Origin of the sequence: Burkholderia arboris (genome assembly GCF_902499125.1) — a bacterium.
Lineage (GTDB): Bacteria > Pseudomonadota > Gammaproteobacteria > Burkholderiales > Burkholderiaceae > Burkholderia > Burkholderia arboris.
The window spans coordinates 1-13957 of sequence record NZ_CABVPX010000035.1 but is presented as its reverse complement, the minus strand read 5'-3'; the positions used below and the strand labels follow the sequence as shown (position 1 = coordinate 13957).

Here is a 13957-nt window from a genome sequence, read left to right as displayed (position 1 = left end):
ACCTTCCATCCCGCCGACGATGACGTCTCCTGTCCTGAACGGCCTGCGCATCGGTATCACGATCGGATTGCGTGCCCCCGACGAAAGCCTGTGGATCAACGGCATCAAGCAGAACGCGCTGTTCCTCGCGAAGCTGCTGATGGCGTCGCCACACGGTTACCGCGTGACGCTGGTCAACACGACCGACGTGCCGCTGACCGACGCATTGCCATGGGATCGCAACGTGTACGACACGCGTGCGTTCGCCGACATGAAGGATGCGCTCGACGTGGTGATCGAGCTCGGCGGGCAGATCGACGGCGAGCAGACGGCCTACCTGAAAGCGCGCGGCGCGAAGCTCGTCAGCTATTGCTGCGGCGTCGAGTACATCAATGCGATGGAGTCGATGCTGTTCGGCCGCCGGCTGTGGGATTCGCTGTTCATCAACCGCGGCTACGACGAGGTGTGGGCGATTCCGCAGATCGCGCCGTCGTCGCTGCCGTTCCTGCAGTCGCTGCGCCGCTGCCCGGGGCGCGTCGTGCCGTTCGTGTGGGATCCGATGTTCCTGAGCGCTCGCGCACAGTCGCTGCCCGAGCGCGGCGAATACCGGCCGCGCAGCGAGCCCGGCAAGCGGCTGACCGTGATGGAGCCGAACCACAACGTCGTGAAGTTCTGCGTGTATCCGATGCTGATCATCGACGAAGCGTATCGGCGCGACCCCGACGCGATCTGCTTCACGCACGTGACGAACGCCGATCGCCTCGCGCACGACAGCGCCGAGTTCGTGATGCTGATGAATTACCTCGACATCGTGCGCGCGGGCAAGGCGAGCTTCGTCGGTCGCTTCGACACGCCGCTGTTCCTGGCCGACCTGACCGACATCGTCGTGTCGCACCAATGGTCGAACCCGCTGAACTATTTCTATTTCGACGTGTGCTGGCAGGGCTATCCGCTCGTGCACAACGCGAGCCTGGCCCCCGATCTCGGCTATTACTATCCGGACAACGACGTGCAGCAGGGCGCCGACGCGCTGCTGCGCGCGCTGCATACGCACGACGACGACTGGGAAGCGTATACGCGGCGCCAGCGCGAGATTCTCGGTCGTTACACGTCGGCGAATCCGGCGCTCGTCGCCGAATACGACGCGCTGCTCGCGAATCTGGTCGGCGCGACGTCCGCATAAGGCCCGATTTATCCGCGGCGCACATCGATTGCACCGCCGGCAGCCATCGGGGTTGTCCCGCCCTAATGTCTGACGAAATAATGCCGTTAAAAAAAGAAACCGCCGAACCCGATCGGTTCGACGGTTTTCGAAGGCACGAAATTGACGGCTCCGAGGGAAGTCCGTCGGAATTAATTTTATAGGTTAACAAGTCTTGAAGATTGTTAAAAATGTTTCAATCGATAATCTTCATATAATTGGAATTGCTATTATTGATTCAACGATACTTGATTCCGTTTCGGAATTTAATAATATCGTTTGAAACGTGAAAATTGAATGCTGCAATGATCGAATGAGGTGCGGCGGCAGGTTTTCAGCGGGTGGCGGTTCGTGCAGAGGCCGGTGTTTCAAGGCGAGACAACGGGCATGGCTGACGTTCGGCGGGGCAGTATTTATCTGATCAATCGGAAATTTCCCGATTTGTGGGATCGGCGTATCGCGGAAAATTCGTTTCGGATAAAACTGTTTAGAAGAGAAAGATAAACATTTTCGATTTTGGGGTTCTGTAATTTGCGTTGTGTAACCTGTCGCACTGTCGGCACGGCGTGCGCATGGTGTATTTCCAGTAACCGAATATCGTTGAAAATATCGAATTTGACGGCGCGCCGAAGCGAAAAGTACGCTCCCCGGAAAAAATCGACATAACAGGATGGGCCGGGTAGGCGGCGGAGCGCGTCATGGTCGGCTCGCTCCGCATGTGTATTGAGGTCGAGCCGTCGTTGGCGGCTCGCCATTTGCCGGAGCGCCGGATGAATGCGGTCGAAGCTCGCCAGGAGGCGAATCGGGAAGCGAATCGCGACGAAATCGATCTCGTGTTCGGCTCGCCCGACGATCACCCCGACCTTGCGTCGGTACGCAGTTTCGTGGAAAGCCGGCTCGGATTCGCGCGCGAGCCCGTGTGCCGGTCCGACTTGTCGGGCGGCGTGCTGTACCAGGAATGCCTGGCGCGGTTGCGGTGGGGCGAGAGCGGGGCGCTGCCGCCGCTGACGTTCCTGCCGCGCCTCGAGGCACTCGGGTTGATGCGGTGGTTCGACCGGCTGGTGGTCAGCCGGACGATCGACGCGCTGCGGGCCGATCCGGCGGCCGTGTTCGGTTGCAACGTCGCGGCGGTGAGCGCGGTCGTCGACGACGCGTGGCTGGCGATTTTCAGGCGGCTCGAGCGCGAGCCGTCCGTCGCGGCGCGGCTGGTGGTCGAGATCACGGAGACGGGGCCGCTGAATCCCGTCGCGGGCCGGTCGTTCGTGAACCGCTTCCGGCAGGCCGGATGCCGGATCGCGATCGACGATTTCGGTGTCGGTTTCAGTGCATTGAACAATCTGGTGGTCGGCAATCCCGACATCGTGAAGCTCGACCGGTCGATCCTGTCGATGGTCAAGCGCAACGCGATCGGGCGCTACCAGTTTCGCAGGCTGATCGCGTTTGCGCATGAAGGTGCGCGGCACGTCGTCGTCGAAGGCGTGGAGAGCGAGATCGACCGGCAGATCATCGTGGATGCCGGCGTCGCGTGGGCGCAGGGCATCCGCTTTACATGGCGGTCGCCGGCCGCAGCCTGATGGCGCGGGAACGGCGGGGCGGCGCGCGGGATGCGCGCCGGTGGCGGGACGCATCGCAAAGGGGCGTGGGCATGGCGGGGACGAAGGCCGGAGGCGGTACGGGCACGCAGGCGACCGAGGCGCGCGACCTCGTCGCGATCGCCGAGCTGGCCGACATGCTGTGGCAGCTGGGCGCCGAATCGACCGATACGCCGATCGACGTCGCGGCCTATCTCGACGGCCTGAAAACCGTCGCGCGCCGCATTCAGCGAATGCATCCGCTCGACGCGGGCGGCCGCGAACTGGCGGCCCGGCACTATTACGCGGGCGTCATCGCCGGCGCGTGCGGCGACGATTCGGCGATCGCGCGCGGCGTATCCGACAGTCTCGTCAGGCAATCCGGCGGCGCAGGCCGGCTGGCGGCCCGCTGTTTCGCCGTGCTCGCCCGTGTGGGGCGGCGGCACGGCCGTGTGTTCGCCGCGCAAAGCGGCGACCGGGTGCTGGTCTAGGGCCTGTTCGCGCAGCCCGTCAAGTCGATCGATCCGTGCCGAAACCGCCGAGCACGAGCGCCATCGCGCGGTCGATCGCATCGTCCCACTGGCCGACGTGCGCGGCGCGCACGATCCGGATGCCGGGGTAGAGCGCGGTGCGCGAACCGGTTTCCCAGCGTGCGTCCGCTTTCGGGCTGAGCAGCAGCACGGCCGGCACGCCGAGCGCGCCGGCGAGGTGGATGTGCGCGGTGCAGGTGGTCACCACGGCGTCCATTGCAAGCATCAGCCCCGCCAGATCGCTGAAATCGCCGATCGCTTGATGCGGGAAGGTGACCGGCAGGTCCGATTGCTCGGACTGCGCGGACAGGTCGCGGTTGAGGCAGTACGCGGCGTAGCCGTGCATCCGGGCAAGCGGCGCGAAGTCGCGCAGGCTGGCCGCGCGATGGAAGCGCGCGTCGCTTTCGTCGCGCCCGCGCCAGTTGAGCCCGATGCGGCGCGTGCCGGGCGTATGGCCGTCGCGCGACACGCGCTCGCGCCATGCGTCCGCATGCGCGGGCGGGCACGTCAGGTAGGCGGCCGGCACGCCTTCCGGCGTCGGCGCGTAGCCGAACTGCGCGGCGAGCATCAGGAACGAGCACCAGTAGTCGTGCGCGATCTGCGACGTGTCGACCCACGCGCCGTGCGCGCCGATGAATTCGATGCGCGGGAACGTCTGGCGCAGCAGGCCCGTCAGCGCGTCGGGCACGACGACGGTCACGCTGGCGCAGCCGAGCGCGTCGAGCGCATGCAGGTAGCGCGCGTACTGAAGCTGGTCGCCGACGCCGCCGTAGCTGAGCACGAGCAGCCGCTTGCCATGCAACGGCTGGCCCAGGTAGAGCTGCGCTGTCGGCAGCCCGAACTGTGCGGCTGTCAGCACGTTTTCACTGGCGATGGTGGCGCGCGCGGCTTCGTCGCGCCGGCCGGCGCGCAGCAGCAGCGCCGAGCGCGCCAGTTCGATGCGCCCGCGCGCGGCATCGGGCAGCGCGGCCGGATCGCCGAAATGGTCGAGCGCCGCGAGCCCGGCCTCGGGCGCACCGGCGAAGCCGTAGCATGACGCCAGCTGCAGCGCGATCGCTTCGTCGTCGAGCCCGCGGCCGCGCGCGCGTTGCCAGCGATCGATCGCGTGTCCCCACTCGCCGCGCGATTCGTGGTCGAGCGCGCGGTTCCAGTTCGTTTCCGGCGCGTCGGCATCCGCGGGCGCGGCCGCCGCGGCATCTGCGCCGTTTTCGGCCGTCGATCCGACGGTGAGCGGCTCGCCCGAGATCAGCAGGCGCTGCCGGTCCCAGCGCGGGTTCGGCACGCACAGCATGTTCAGCCCGTCGATCCGGTAGAACGTGTAGTCCAGACCGGCGAACGTGTCGATGATCGGCGCTTCGCCGACTTTCCAGTATTCGATCCAGCACCACGGCAGATGCGTTTCGATCAGTTGGCGCGCGCCATGCAGCGCGTCGATTTCCATCCCTTCGATGTCGAGCTTCAGGAAATCCAGCCGCGGCAGGCCGAGCGAATCGAGCCTGACGACCGGCGTCGGCGTGCCGCCCGACGCTTGCGTGTCGACGAGCGAAACCTGCCCGAAGTCGGCATCCTGACCGTAATCGACGTCGGGCACCTTCATCGTGCCGTTGGCGGCCGCAAGCCCCATGTTCAGCAGATGGAGATTGTCGAGCTGGTTGAGCGCGACGGTGCCGCCGAGCGCGTGGAACAGCGTGCGTTGCGGCTCGAACGCATAGACGCGGCCGCCGCGCTCGCGCAGCCGGTGCGCGACCGGCACGCACACGAGCCCTGCGTTCGCACCGCCGTCCACTGCGATTGCACCGTCGGGCAATTGATCGATCACGTGCAGGATCGTGTCGAGTTCGCCCTGGATATGCGGCCGGCCTGTCTTGATCAGCGCCTCCGCCTGCAGTGCGCAATGCCGGTTGATGACGAACGGGCCGTGGATCGAATCGATCACGACGAAATTGCGGACGGTCTGATTCATGGGCGGGGGCGTGTGCGAAGGTGGTCAGCCAAGCGAGCGGTCGGCGAACAGGTGCTGGATCTGCGCGGAATACGCGTGGACGTTGTGTTCGGCGAGCGTGTCGACCTGGTGCAGGCAGCGGCGGGCAGCTGCCGCGTAGTCGTCGAGCCGCGCGTCGTGCGTCTGCGCGGCGGTCGCGATCGCGCGCGCCGCATCGAAGATCTCGAAGTCCGGATAGTAATAGCCGACGTCGCGCAGGAACGGCGAGTTGTGCACGAGCGGGTAGTTGCCGTACAGCGCGTCGTACAGCAGGTAGTTGAGGCCGTTTTCCCAGTGGTGCGACACGACGATGTCGGTGTGATGCGCGGCCCACGCGATGAACGGGGCGCGCACGTCGGCGGTTGCCTTGCCGTCGCGCACCATCTCGAGCCCGAGCGCGAGATGCTTGAAGGCGACGTTCTCCTTCTTGTCGAACGTGTTGGTCATGTACACGTGCTCGACGAGCTCAGGGTGCTCGACGTAGCACGCGTTCGCGGCGAGCATCGGCACGATCGCGCTCTTCACGACGTTCAGGTTCGGTTCGAAGAACGCGATGCGTTTGGCCGGCCCGTGATTGCGGTAACCGAAGCGCGCCTTCAGCTCGGGATCGGCGTCGAGGCTGCGCTCGATGAAATACGGCGACCAGATGTGCGGCAGCTCGATCACCGGTGCACGATACACGGCCTGGAAATAGGCCCCGCACGTGTGCATGTGCTGCGGGTTGGTCCAGATTTCGTCGAACTGCACGCGGTGCGGGTTCGGCCGCCAGTTGTTCTTCTCGAAGTTGATCGTCTCGACCGCGATCACGTAATCGTTACCGAAGCGGTACGACACGCATTTGCCGCCGCGCTGGCGCACGACGTCCGTGTGCGACGGATCGATGAACGCGTTCATCTCGATCAGCAGGTCGGTCTGGTGGACGACGTCCGACAGCGGCCGCAGCGCGTCGCCGAACGCGTCCAGCATCATCGCCGGCGGATACTCGGTGATGCCGTTGTCGTGCGCGAGCCAGACTTCCCCGATCAGCGGCGACTGCTTCAGCAGCATGTACAGGTACACGCAGTGCTGGTTCGCGCCGTTGTACCAGATCGACTGCGTCGCGTCGCGCTGCACGTTCATCGTTATCGCGACATTGAGTTTCATCGGATCGGCTCCGTGGGGTGGGCGGCGCGCGTTATTGCGCGAAATTCTGCGACTGGCGCGACACATAGCCCGTCAGGCGCCAGCGACCGTCGCCTTCGAGGCGGAAGCTCGGCTTCTCGAACACCGTGGCGCCGTTCGTCAGCGTCGTCGCGTAGTCGACGTTCGCGATCGAAGCGACGGCGCAGCCGATCGGCCATTTGGCGCGGGCGAGGGGCGGGCGGGCGTTCATGTCCGAATCCGGAGAGGGCTGCGCGTCACGCGTCGCGATAGAGGGAGGCGATTGCGTCGGTGTAGGCCGCGACGTTCTCGGGGTTGTAGATACTGACCGAGTCGAGCACGTGTTTCGACTGCTCGCGGTACGCGTCGAGATTCGCATCGTGTTCGGTGAACGCCTGCAGCAGCGCACGGCCGCCTGCCTGGCAGTCGAAGTCCGGATAGAAATACCCGGCCTTGCCGAGGAACGGCGAGTTGTGGATCAGCGGATAGTCGCCGTACAGCAGCTCGTAGTACAGGTAGTTCTGCGCGTTCTCCCACGTGTGCGACACCACCGCATCGCCGTATGCGGCCATGAACTCGTACACCGCATAGCGGCTTTCGAACGTCGTGATGCCGTGTTCGACGATGTCGAGGCTCTTCGCGAAGTGGATGAACGTCGTGTGATCCTTCAGGTGGATCGTGTTGCACACGCGCACGAACTCGAGGAATCCCGGATTCGCGCGGTAGGCCTCCTCCGTGACCAGCATCGGGATGATGCTGGTCTTCACCATGCAGATGTTCGGCTCGAACATCGTCACGCGCCAGCGCGGCTTGCCGGGCTGATAACCGAACGTCAGGCCGGCGCCGAGCGTCGCGCGCGCCTTGTCGAACAGCATCGGATGCCAGATGTGCGGGACGATCGTGACGGGCGCGCGCAGGCCGGTCTGGTAATAGTGCAGGCACGAGCGCTCGAACTCGGGAATCGTCCACACCGCATCGTACGGCGCCCCCGAGAACAGGAAGCCCGACGGTTTGTTGAACATCGCGCGTTCGATGTCGATCACGTAGTCGTTGCCGACCCGCATCGTGACGACCTTGCCGCCGCGTTCGCGGAAGGCGCGCAGGTAATCGGCGCCGAACTGCGCGCTCATTTCGATCAGCACGTCGCAGCGTTCCAGCGCTTCGTCCATCGACAGCAGCGGCACGTTCCACTCGCCGAGCATCATCTGCGGATCGGCGACCTGCTCGCCGCCGTTCACCATCACGGCTTCCGCGACGAGCGGCGACTGGCGCAGCAGCAGGATCAGCAGCAGGCAGTTCTGGAAAATGCCGTTTTCCCACAGCGACTGGCCGGCGCCGCGGACGAACAGCGACACGCCGACGACGAGACGCTTGCCCTCGCCGGGCGCTTGACGGGCATTGGAGTCCGACATGCGTATTCTCCGGTTCAGGCGACCAGACGCGAGACGAACGCGTCGAGGTTCGCGGGGTTGTCGATCGAGACCGACTGCAGCAGCCGGCCCGCTTTCGCGCGGTAGTCGTCGAGGCGTTCGTCGTGATGCAGCCACGCTTCGAGCAGTGCGCGGCCGCCGGCGGCCGAGTCGAAGTCCGGGTAGTAATAGCCGGCGTCGCCGAGCAGCGTCGAGTTGTGGATCAGCGGATAGCCGCCGTACAGCACGTCGTAATACAGATAGTTCTGCCCGTTTTCCCAGTGGTGCGACACGACCGCATCCGCGTGACGCGCCATGAAGCCGGGCAGGTCGATGCGCGGCTCGAACGTCGCCTTGTGCTGGCGCACCAGATCGAGGCTGTTCGCGAAGTGCACGAAAGTCGGATGTTCCTTCATGTGCATCGAGTTGACCACGAACATGTGCTGCACCGCATCCGGCCGCGCGCGGTAGAACTCGTCGCACGCGAGCATCGGGTAGTGGCAGGACTTGGCGACCGAGATATTCGGCTCGAGCATCGCGAGGTGCCACGGACGGCGGCCCGGCCGATAGCCGAACGTCGCGCCTTCGCCGGCGAGCGCGGCCACGCGGCGCTCGAGGAAGTACGGCGACCAGATGTGCGGCATCAGGTGGACGGGGGCGCGCAGGATCGTTTGCAGCATCGGTGCGGCGGTCTTGTCGTATTGCGGCAGCAGCCACACTTCGTCGAACGGGGCGCCGTTGAACACGTGTCCCGACGGTTTCCCGAAGATCGGCGTTTCGCACAGACCCGCATAGACGTGCCCGCAGAAGAACGCGGCGGTCTTCTTGCCGAGCGCCTTCATGTGTCTGAGCCATTCGACCGGCAATTGCGCGCCCATTTCGATCACGACGTCGAGTTCGTGCGTGACATCGGAGGGTTTCACGAGCGGGATGTCGAGGCCGTCGAGTTCGAGGCCGGCCGGCAGCGCGTTGGCGTCGCCGCCGTTCAGGAAATAGACGGGGCCGACGCGATCCGAGCGCTTGAGCATCATCGCGAGGAACGCGATGTTCTGGTGAATGCCGTTTTCCCAGATCGCCTGGCCGTCGCGCGCAAACAGCGAGATGCCGACCGCCGGCCGTTGCTTGCGGGTGCCGCCCGCGGCGGCTTCATTGATGTCCGTCACCGGTTGGTTTCCTCTGCGGCGTCGTGCGTCCGGGCATCGCGTCGAGCGTCTGGCCCGGAAGCGGCGCGCCGTGGATTGTCATGGTTGGATTCGCGCCGGAGCGCCGCGGCGGGCGAATCGGGCGACGTGATTCGCGAGGGCGGCAGCCGGATTCCGGCGTGTCGCCGGGCACGCCTGGCACGGCGCGCGAGCCGGGCAGGCTGCACCGGCGACTGTCTGCGGCGATTGTGGCATGGAAACCGCCGGTTTTGGCAGGACGTGACGAACTTTGACATAGCCGCCGGCCAACGGGAACGGGCGCCGGCGAAGCGGCGCCCGGTTGTCCGGCGGAATTCCGGCGCGGCACGGGCGGCCTGCCGGAGGGGGCGGCCACAGGCGTGGCCGCCGGTGGCTCAGTGCTGCAGCCGGATTTCGACGCGGCGGTTGCTGGCGCGGCCTTCCGGCGTGTCGTTCGACGCGACCGGATCGGCCTTGCCGCGGCCTGAAACCGTGATCGAGTCAGTCTTCAGACCGTGCGCCTTCAGGTACGCGGCGACGGACTCGGCGCGGCGTTTCGACAGCGCGAGGTTGTAGTCGTCGCTGCCCACCGAATCCGTAAAGCCGGTGACCGTCACTTGAGAGTACGTATGGTCGGCGCGCTCGCTCAGCAGACGGTCGAGCGATTCGCGCGCGGTCGGCGTGAGCGTCGCGTGGTCGGTGGCGAACAGCGCGTCGCCCGACAGGTTCACCTGTTCGACGACCGCGGCGGCTGGCGCGGCGGCCGAGGCCGCTTCGGCGGGCGCCGCGCCGCACTGGAAGACCAGCGTCGCGGGATCGGATTTGTCGCGCAGCGCGCGGGCCGAGTCGACGGCGCGCACGGGCTGGTCGCCGCAGATCTTGCGGGCGGCCTTCATGCAGGTCTGCGGGCCCGACAGCAGGCCGTGGCAGTCCACCTGGAAGGTGCGCACGCCATCGCGCGGCTGCAGTTCGGAGGCGCTGAAGGTCGGGCCGGATGCGGTCGAGCACGCGGCGAGGGCCGTTGCGGAAAGCGCGAGCGCAAGAGCGAGTTTGTTCACGGTGACGTCCTTAAAGCTTGGGTTGACCGAGGCCCGCCACGCGGTGCGCGGCGGGCTCGTCCTGCTGTCGGAGCCGCGGGCCGTCCGGCTGGCGAGCCGGACGGCCGGGCGGCGCGACGCGTTACTTCCACTGGTACAGCATGCCGGCGCCGATCACCTTCTGACCGCCGCTGAAACCGCCGTTGATCGACGCCTTCAGGTTCTCCGTGATGCGCGCCTGCATGTTGACCGCCATGGCCTTCTGGCCGAGGAAGGTCGACGTGCCCACGCCCATCCCGAAGTTGGCGTCGCGATCGAGCTGCGGGATCGATGCCATCGCGCCGACGGCCGCGATACCCTGCTTCGCCATCTGGTCGGTCTGCTGCAGTTGCGAACCCAGCGAGTTGATCTGCGCCTGCTGGCCCGACAGTGCCGTCGACAGCGTCGTCTGCACCTGCGTCAGCTGGTTCACGTTCACCGCGTCGGTGCCTTGCGTACCCGGCGCGACGTTGATGATCTGGCGCTGCTCCGTGTCGTTGCCGACCGAGACGACATTCGAGCGGTTGCTGTTGGTCGAATTCGCACCGATCGCCACCGAGTTCGAGCCGGCGGTGACGGTCGGGACGTCGGTGCCCTTGCCGTTCATGTCGGCTGCGATGCCGTTGTTGTTCGCCGCACGCGTCTGGTTGTTGTTGATCGACGTCGACAACTGGTTCAACTGGTTGTTGATGTTCGTCACGCCGGTCGACAGCGAGGCCACGTTGCTGTTCGTCGTGCTCAGGCCGGTGGACAGCGAACCGATGCCCGTCGAGGTCGACGTCGACAGCGAGTTGACGTTGCTGTTCGTCGTGCTCAGGCCCGTCGACAGCGAGTTGATCGCGGTCGACGTCGACGTGGACAGCGACGACACCGAGCTGTTCGTCGCGCTCAGGCCGGTCGACAGCGAGTTGATGCCGGTCGACAGCGACGCGACGTTCGACGCGGTGGACGTGGACAGCGTGTTGATCGCGGTGTTCGTCGCGTTCAGCTGGCTGCCGTTGATCGCGTCCGTGCTGCTGGCCGAGATCCGGCCGGCGGCGACGTTCGTGATCTGGCGTTCCTGGCCCGGTGCGCCGACGCTCAGCGGACCGACCGGCGAGCTGCCCGCGAAGAAGTACGTCACGCCGCCGATCACGGCGCTGGACGTACCGACGGCGGGAGCCGTGACCGAGTTCATGCCGATCGCGACGGAGTTCGCCACGTTGGCCGTTGCGCCCGACCCGAAGGCCAGTGCGCCTGCGCCGCTTGCCGTTGCACCCGCGCCGAAGGCCTGTGCGTTGGCCGCGCTGGCTACCGACCCGTTGCCGAGTGCGATCGTGTTGTCCGCGGTGGCCTGGTTCGAGCTGCCGAGGGCGAGCGCGCTGGCGCCGTTTGCCGTGTTCGCGTTGCCGAGCGCCACTGCGCCGTTGCCGGTCGCCGTGTCGTTTGCGCCCATTGCCACTGCGCCGGTACCCGTCGCGATGCTCGGGTCGCCGATCGCGACTGCACCGTCGCCGGACGCGGTGTTGCCGGAGCCGATCGATACGGCCTTGCCGCCCGTTGCCGATGCGTTCTGGCCGATTGCGACCGCGCCTGCCGTCTGCGCGTTCGAGCCGTCGCCGACTGCCACGCTGCTGGCGCCCGCTGCGCTGGCGTTCACGCCGGCAGCGAGGGCGTTGGTGCCCGTTGCGCCGTCGTTGTTGTAGTTGCTTTGCTGCACGCCGTTGTCGTTGACGCTGTAGTAGTGCGTCTTCGCGGCGTTGATCGCGGTCGAGGTCGAGGTGGACAGCGACGACACCGAGCTGTTCGTGCTGCTCAGGCCGGTGGACAGCGAGCCGATGCCGGTCGACGTCGAGGTCGACAGCGACACGATTGTGCTGTCCGTGCTGCTCAGGCCAGTGGACAGCGAGCTGATGCCCGTCGATGTCGAGGTGGACAGGGACGTGATCGAGCTGGTGGCCGACGAGAGGCCCGTCGAGGTCGAGGTCGACAGCGACGTGACCGCGCTGTTGGTCGAGCTCAAACCGGTCGACAGCGAGGTGATGCCAGTCGAGGTCGAGGTCGACAGCGACGTGATCGAGCTGTTGGCCGACGAGAGGCCGGTCGAGGTCGAAGTCGACAGCGAGGTGATCGAGCTATTGGCCGACGACAGGCCAGTCGAGGTCGAGGTCGACAGGGACGTGATCGAGCTATTTGCCGACGAGAGGCCCGTCGAAGTCGAGGTCGACAGCGACGTGATCGAGCTATTCGCCGACGAGAGGCCAGTCGAGGTCGAGGTCGACAGGGACGTGATCGAGCTATTTGCCGACGAGAGACCCGTCGAGGTCGAAGTCGACAGCGACGTGATCGAGCTATTCGCCGACGAGAGGCCCGTCGAGGTCGAAGTCGACAGGGACGTGATCGAGCTGTTGGCCGACGAGAGGCCGGTCGACGTCGAGGTGGACAACGACGTGATCGAGCTATTTGCCGACGAGAGGCCGGTCGAAGTCGAGGTCGACAGCGAGGTGATCGAGCTATTCGCCGACGAGAGGCCGGTCGAGGTCGACGTCGACAGCGACGTGATCGAGCTGTTGGCCGACGACAGACCCGTCGAAGTCGAGGTCGACAGCGAGGTGATCGAGCTATTCGCCGACGAGAGGCCAGTCGAGGTCGAAGTCGACAACGACGTGATCGAGCTATTTGCCGACGACAAGCCGGTCGAGGTCGACGTCGACAGCGAGGTGATCGAGCTATTCGCCGACGAGAGGCCGGTCGAAGTCGAGGTCGACAGCGACGTGATCGAGCTGTTAGCCGAGGACAGACCCGTCGAGGTCGAAGTCGACAGCGACGTGATCGAGCTATTTGCCGACGAGAGGCCGGTCGAAGTCGAGGTCGACAGCGAGGTGATCGAGCTATTTGCCGACGACAGACCCGTCGAAGTCGAGGTCGACAGGGACGTGATCGAGCTGTTAGCCGACGAGAGGCCGGTCGAAGTCGAGGTCGACAGGGACGTGATCGAGCTATTGGCCGACGACAAGCCGGTCGAGGTCGACGTCGACAGGGACGTGATCGAGCTGTTGGCCGACGACAGGCCGGTCGACGTCGAAGTCGACAACGACGTGATCGAGCTGTTAGCCGACGACAGGCCGGTCGAAGTCGAAGTCGACAGCGAGGTGATCGAGCTGTTAGCCGACGACAGACCGGTCGAGGTCGAGGTCGACAGCGAGGTGATCGAGCTGTTAGCCGACGACAGGCCGGTCGAGGTCGAAGTCGACAGCGACGTGATCGAGCTGTTTGCCGACGACAGACCTGTCGAGGTCGAAGTCGACAACGACGTGATCGAGCTGTTAGCCGACGACAGGCCGGTCGAAGTCGAAGTCGACAGCGAGGTGATCGAGCTGTTTGCCGACGAGAGGCCGGTCGAAGTCGAAGTCGACAGCGAGGTGATCGAGCTGTTAGCCGAGGACAGACCCGTCGAGGTCGAAGTCGACAGCGACGTGATCGAGCTATTTGCCGACGAGAGGCCGGTCGAAGTCGAGGTCGACAGGGACGTGATCGAGCTGTTTGCCGACGACAGGCCGGTCGACGTCGAAGTCGACAACGACGTGATCGAGCTGTTAGCCGACGACAGGCCGGTCGAAGTCGAAGTCGACAGCGAGGTGATCGAGCTGTTAGCCGACGACAGACCGGTCGAGGTCGAGGTCGACAGGGACGTGATCGAGCTGTTGGCCGACGACAGGCCGGTCGACGTCGAAGTCGACAACGACGTGATCGAGCTGTTAGCCGACGACAGGCCGGTCGAAGTCGAAGTCGACAGCGAGGTGATCGAGCTGTTTGCCGACGAGAGGCCGGTCGAAGTCGAAGTCGACAGCGAGGTGATCGAGCTGTTAGCCGAGGACAGACCCGTCGAGGTCGAAGTCGACAGCGAGGTGATCGAGCTATTTGCCGACGA

The 13957-nt window shown here is 65.5% G+C and carries 9 protein-coding genes and 2 pseudogenes; 4 read left to right on the top strand and 7 right to left on the bottom strand.

The window, feature by feature from the left end:
• Positions 1-19: 19 nt before the first annotated feature.
• The 3 genes from BLA15945_RS31070 to BLA15945_RS31060 all read left to right on the top strand — a co-directional run bounded on the left by BLA15945_RS31070 (position 20) and on the right by BLA15945_RS31060 (position 3242).
• Positions 20-1162, top strand: a complete 1143-nt coding sequence (locus BLA15945_RS31070) for a DUF2827 domain-containing protein (protein WP_059239011.1) — start codon at positions 20-22, stop codon at positions 1160-1162.
• A gap of 788 nt (positions 1163-1950) precedes the next feature.
• Positions 1951-2754 carry an EAL domain-containing protein gene (locus BLA15945_RS31065; protein ID WP_059239013.1) on the top strand — a complete coding sequence of 268 codons (804 nt, stop codon included), beginning with the start codon at positions 1951-1953 and terminating at the stop codon, positions 2752-2754.
• A gap of 71 nt (positions 2755-2825) precedes the next feature.
• A complete protein-coding gene (locus tag BLA15945_RS31060) occupies positions 2826-3242 on the top strand; it encodes a hypothetical protein (RefSeq protein ID WP_059240905.1) in 417 nt (138 codons plus the stop codon).
• 19 nt (positions 3243-3261) lie between these two features.
• Here the strand turns inward: BLA15945_RS31060 and BLA15945_RS31055 are convergent, their stop codons facing one another.
• From BLA15945_RS31055 to BLA15945_RS31025, 7 genes and pseudogenes are all read right to left on the bottom strand, one after another.
• On the bottom strand, positions 3262-5244 hold the full coding sequence (locus BLA15945_RS31055; RefSeq protein WP_174994176.1) for an FkbM family methyltransferase: 1983 nt from the start codon (positions 5242-5244) through the stop codon (positions 3262-3264).
• A 24-nt stretch (positions 5245-5268) separates the two neighbouring features.
• Positions 5269-6405: a DUF2827 family protein gene (locus tag BLA15945_RS31050; RefSeq protein ID WP_174994175.1), complete on the bottom strand. Its 1137-nt coding sequence runs from the start codon at positions 6403-6405 to the stop codon at positions 5269-5271.
• A 31-nt stretch (positions 6406-6436) separates the two neighbouring features.
• A pseudogene (locus BLA15945_RS31045) lies at positions 6437-6571 on the bottom strand (DUF4019 domain-containing protein); the annotation flags it as partial.
• Between the two features lie 88 nt (positions 6572-6659).
• Positions 6660-7814: a DUF2827 domain-containing protein gene (locus BLA15945_RS31040; protein WP_059239022.1), complete on the bottom strand. Its 1155-nt coding sequence runs from the start codon at positions 7812-7814 to the stop codon at positions 6660-6662.
• Positions 7815-7828: 14 nt separating this feature from the next.
• On the bottom strand, positions 7829-8974 hold the full coding sequence (locus tag BLA15945_RS31035; protein WP_174994173.1) for a DUF2827 domain-containing protein: 1146 nt from the start codon (positions 8972-8974) through the stop codon (positions 7829-7831).
• A gap of 392 nt (positions 8975-9366) precedes the next feature.
• The gene (locus BLA15945_RS31030; RefSeq protein WP_059239026.1) at positions 9367-10029 is read right to left on the bottom strand and encodes an OmpA family protein; all 663 of its coding nucleotides are present in this window, start codon (positions 10027-10029) and stop codon (positions 9367-9369) included.
• 121 nt (positions 10030-10150) lie between these two features.
• A pseudogene (locus BLA15945_RS31025) lies at positions 10151-12763 on the bottom strand (YadA family autotransporter adhesin); the annotation flags it as partial.
• Between the two features lie 253 nt (positions 12764-13016).
• Here BLA15945_RS31025 and BLA15945_RS38110 point away from each other — a divergent pair.
• The coding region (locus BLA15945_RS38110; RefSeq protein WP_455578879.1) for a hypothetical protein at positions 13017-13957 on the top strand (941 nt) is incomplete at its 3' end.

Coding starts and splice junctions, on each gene's coding strand:
- BLA15945_RS31070 (WP_059239011.1), top strand. CDS start 20: ATGACGTCTCCTGTCCTGAACGGCCTGCGCATCGGTATCACGATCGGA.
- BLA15945_RS31065 (WP_059239013.1), top strand. CDS start 1,951: ATGAATGCGGTCGAAGCTCGCCAGGAGGCGAATCGGGAAGCGAATCGC.
- BLA15945_RS31060 (WP_059240905.1), top strand. CDS start 2,826: ATGGCGGGGACGAAGGCCGGAGGCGGTACGGGCACGCAGGCGACCGAG.
- BLA15945_RS31055 (WP_174994176.1), bottom strand. CDS start 5,244: ATGAATCAGACCGTCCGCAATTTCGTCGTGATCGATTCGATCCACGGC.
- BLA15945_RS31050 (WP_174994175.1), bottom strand. CDS start 6,405: ATGAAACTCAATGTCGCGATAACGATGAACGTGCAGCGCGACGCGACG.
- BLA15945_RS31040 (WP_059239022.1), bottom strand. CDS start 7,814: ATGTCGGACTCCAATGCCCGTCAAGCGCCCGGCGAGGGCAAGCGTCTC.